This window comes from Rhodococcus sp. R1101, from assembly GCF_000278445.1.
GTDB classification, from domain to species: domain Bacteria; phylum Actinomycetota; class Actinomycetes; order Mycobacteriales; family Mycobacteriaceae; genus Rhodococcus; species Rhodococcus gordoniae.
The window spans coordinates 1-2,524 of the sequence record NZ_AJVB01000526.1; the positions used below are offsets into that span (position 1 = coordinate 1).

The 2,524-nt window shown below is 68.5% G+C and carries 3 protein-coding genes; all 3 read left to right on the forward strand.

The window, feature by feature from the left end; all coding sequences use genetic code 11:
• On the forward strand, positions 1–807 hold an 807-nt coding region (locus R1101_RS27940; protein ID WP_037224394.1), incomplete at its 5' end, for a molybdopterin dinucleotide binding domain-containing protein.
• The gene (nuoH, locus tag R1101_RS0121005) at positions 804–2,105 is read left to right on the forward strand and encodes an NADH-quinone oxidoreductase subunit NuoH (RefSeq protein ID WP_016935236.1); all 1,302 of its coding nucleotides are present in this window, start codon (positions 804–806) and stop codon (positions 2,103–2,105) included. The genes R1101_RS27940 and nuoH, both read left to right, overlap by 4 nt.
• Positions 2,105–2,524: NADH-quinone oxidoreductase subunit NuoI (gene nuoI / locus R1101_RS0121010; RefSeq protein WP_016935237.1), on the forward strand; the 420-nt coding region annotated here is incomplete at its 3' end. The genes nuoH and nuoI, both read left to right, overlap by 1 nt.

The window sequence follows — 2,524 nt, forward strand, 5'->3', positions numbered from 1 at the left end:
GACACCGCGGCGATCCTGGCCGCAGCCACCGAGGGCGCGCTGGGCGCGCTCGTGGTCGCCGGGGTCGACCCCGCCGACCTGCCCGATCCCGATGCCGCACATGCCGGCATCGACGGCGTCGGGTTCGTCGTGAGTCTGGAAGTGCGGCGCAGCACGGTGACCGACCGCGCCGACGTCGTCTTTCCCGTCGCGCCGGTAGCCGAGAAGGCCGGGAGCTTCCTCGACTGGGAAGGGCGCGAGCGGGTGTTCCCGATCGCGCTCCGCGACACCGGGGCACTGCCCGACCACCGCGTGCTCGCGGCGATCGCCGATGCTCTGGATCCGGATACCGGACTCGAGGGTCCCGGCTCCCACGACGTCGACACTCTGCGCCACGAACTCGCGGCCCTCGGGCGATGGACGGGCGCCGTCCCCGAGACACCGGTGACGTCTCCGCGACCTGCACCTCGTCCCGTGCTCGGGGAGGCGGTCCTCGCCACCTGGCGGATGCTCCTCGACGCGGGCCGGTCGCAGGACGACGAACCCCACCTCGCCGGGACGGCGCACGAACCCGTCGCCCGCCTGTCGGCCGCGACAGCAGCGGAAATCGGGGCGGCCGAGCACCGTTCGCTCACCGTCTCCACCGGGCGTGGGTCGATCACGCTTCCGCTGGTGATCGACGAGCTGCCCGACCGTGTCGTCTGGTTGCCCACCGCGTCGCCGGGATCGATGGTGCACGCCGAGCTCGGCGTCACCGCCGGTGATGTGGTGCGGATCCGGGCCACTGCGACGACGAGCACCGGACGGGCCGAGGAGGATCCGCGATGAGCGTCACCGCCCAGCAGTCCGTGGACCTGTCGATGTTCGGTATCGATCCGTGGTGGCTCGTCGTCGTGAAGGCCCTCGCGATCTTCGCGTTCCTCGTTCTGACCACGCTCGTGATGATCCTCGCCGAACGCAAGATCATGGCCTGGATGCAGATGCGGGTCGGACCCGACCGGGTCGGACCGCAGGGGCTGTTCCAGACCGTCGCCGACGGCCTGAAACTCGCTCTCAAGGAAGGCATCATCCCTACCGGGGTGGACAAGCCGATCTATCTGCTCGCCCCGATCATCGCGACGGCCCCGGCGTTCATGGCGTTCGCGGTCGTCCCGTTCGGACCGGAGGTGTCGATCTTCGGAACTCGAACGCCGCTGCAGCTCACGGATCTTCCCGTCGCGGTCCTCTACGTCCTGGCGATCACCTCCGTCGGCGTCTACGGCATCGTGCTCGCCGGCTGGGCCTCCGGCTCGACCTACCCCCTGCTCGGTGGCCTCCGCTCAACCGCGCAGGTCATCTCCTACGAGATCGCGATGGGACTCGCGTTCGCCGCGGTCTTCCTGCAGGCGGGCACGATGTCGACCTCGGGGATCGTCGCCGCGCAGAACGATCTGTGGTTCGTCGTGCTGCTGCTCCCGTCGTTCCTGGTGTACTCGGTGTCGATGGTGGGGGAGACCAACCGCGCTCCCTTCGATCTTCCCGAAGCCGAAGGCGAACTCGTGGGTGGCTTCCACACCGAATACTCGTCGCTGCGGTTCGCGATGTTCATGCTGGCCGAGTACGTGAACATGGTCACCGTCTCCGCGCTCGCGACCACCCTGTTCCTCGGCGGCTGGCACGCGCCGTGGCCGCTGACCTTGTGGAGCGGCGCGAACTCGGGCTGGTGGCCACTGCTGTGGTTCGTCATCAAGGTGTGGGTCGTGCTGTTCGTCTTCGTCTGGCTGCGCAGCACCCTGCCGAGGCTTCGATACGACCAGTTCATGGCCCTGGGCTGGAAACTGCTCATCCCCGTCTCGGTCGTGTGGGTGATGGTCGTGGCCGTGCTGCGCCTCCTCGACGGCGACGACGTACTTCCCGGCACCGCGAGCCTCATCGTCGCCGGTGTGGTGTCCACGGCGCTGCTGTTCGGCTACCTGTCCCTGCGCGCGCGGCGGACCCGGCGTACCGCACAGGCGATCGAGCTGGCCGCACCCGACGAGGAATTCGACGCCATGGCCGGTGGATTCCCCGTGCCGCCACTACCTGCCCGGTCGGGCACCCGATCGAGCCCGCCCGCTTCGGCGGGGCGTCTCCCAGGAGGATCGTGATGGTCGAATTCCGCGGCCCGCTGGCCGGTTTCGGTGTGACGCTCACGACGATGTTCAAGAAGCCCAACACCGAGCAGTATCCGGAGCAGAAGAGACCCACCGCGCCCCGCTATCACGGACGCCACCAGCTGAACCGGTATCCGGACGGGCTCGAGAAGTGCATCGGCTGCGAACTGTGCGCGTGGGCGTGCCCGGCCGACGCCATCCACGTCGAGGGCGCCGACAACACCGATCAGGAGCGGTACTCGCCCGGGGAACGATACGGACGTGTCTACCAGATCAACTACCTGCGGTGCATCGGCTGCGGACTGTGCATCGAGGCGTGCCCGACCCGCGCGCTCACCATGACCAACGAGTACGAGATGGCGGCGGACAACCGCACCGACATGATCTACGAGAAGGACCGGTTGCTCGCCCCC

Coding starts and splice junctions, on each gene's coding strand:
- nuoH (WP_016935236.1), top strand. CDS start 804: ATGAGCGTCACCGCCCAGCAGTCCGTGGACCTGTCGATGTTCGGTATC.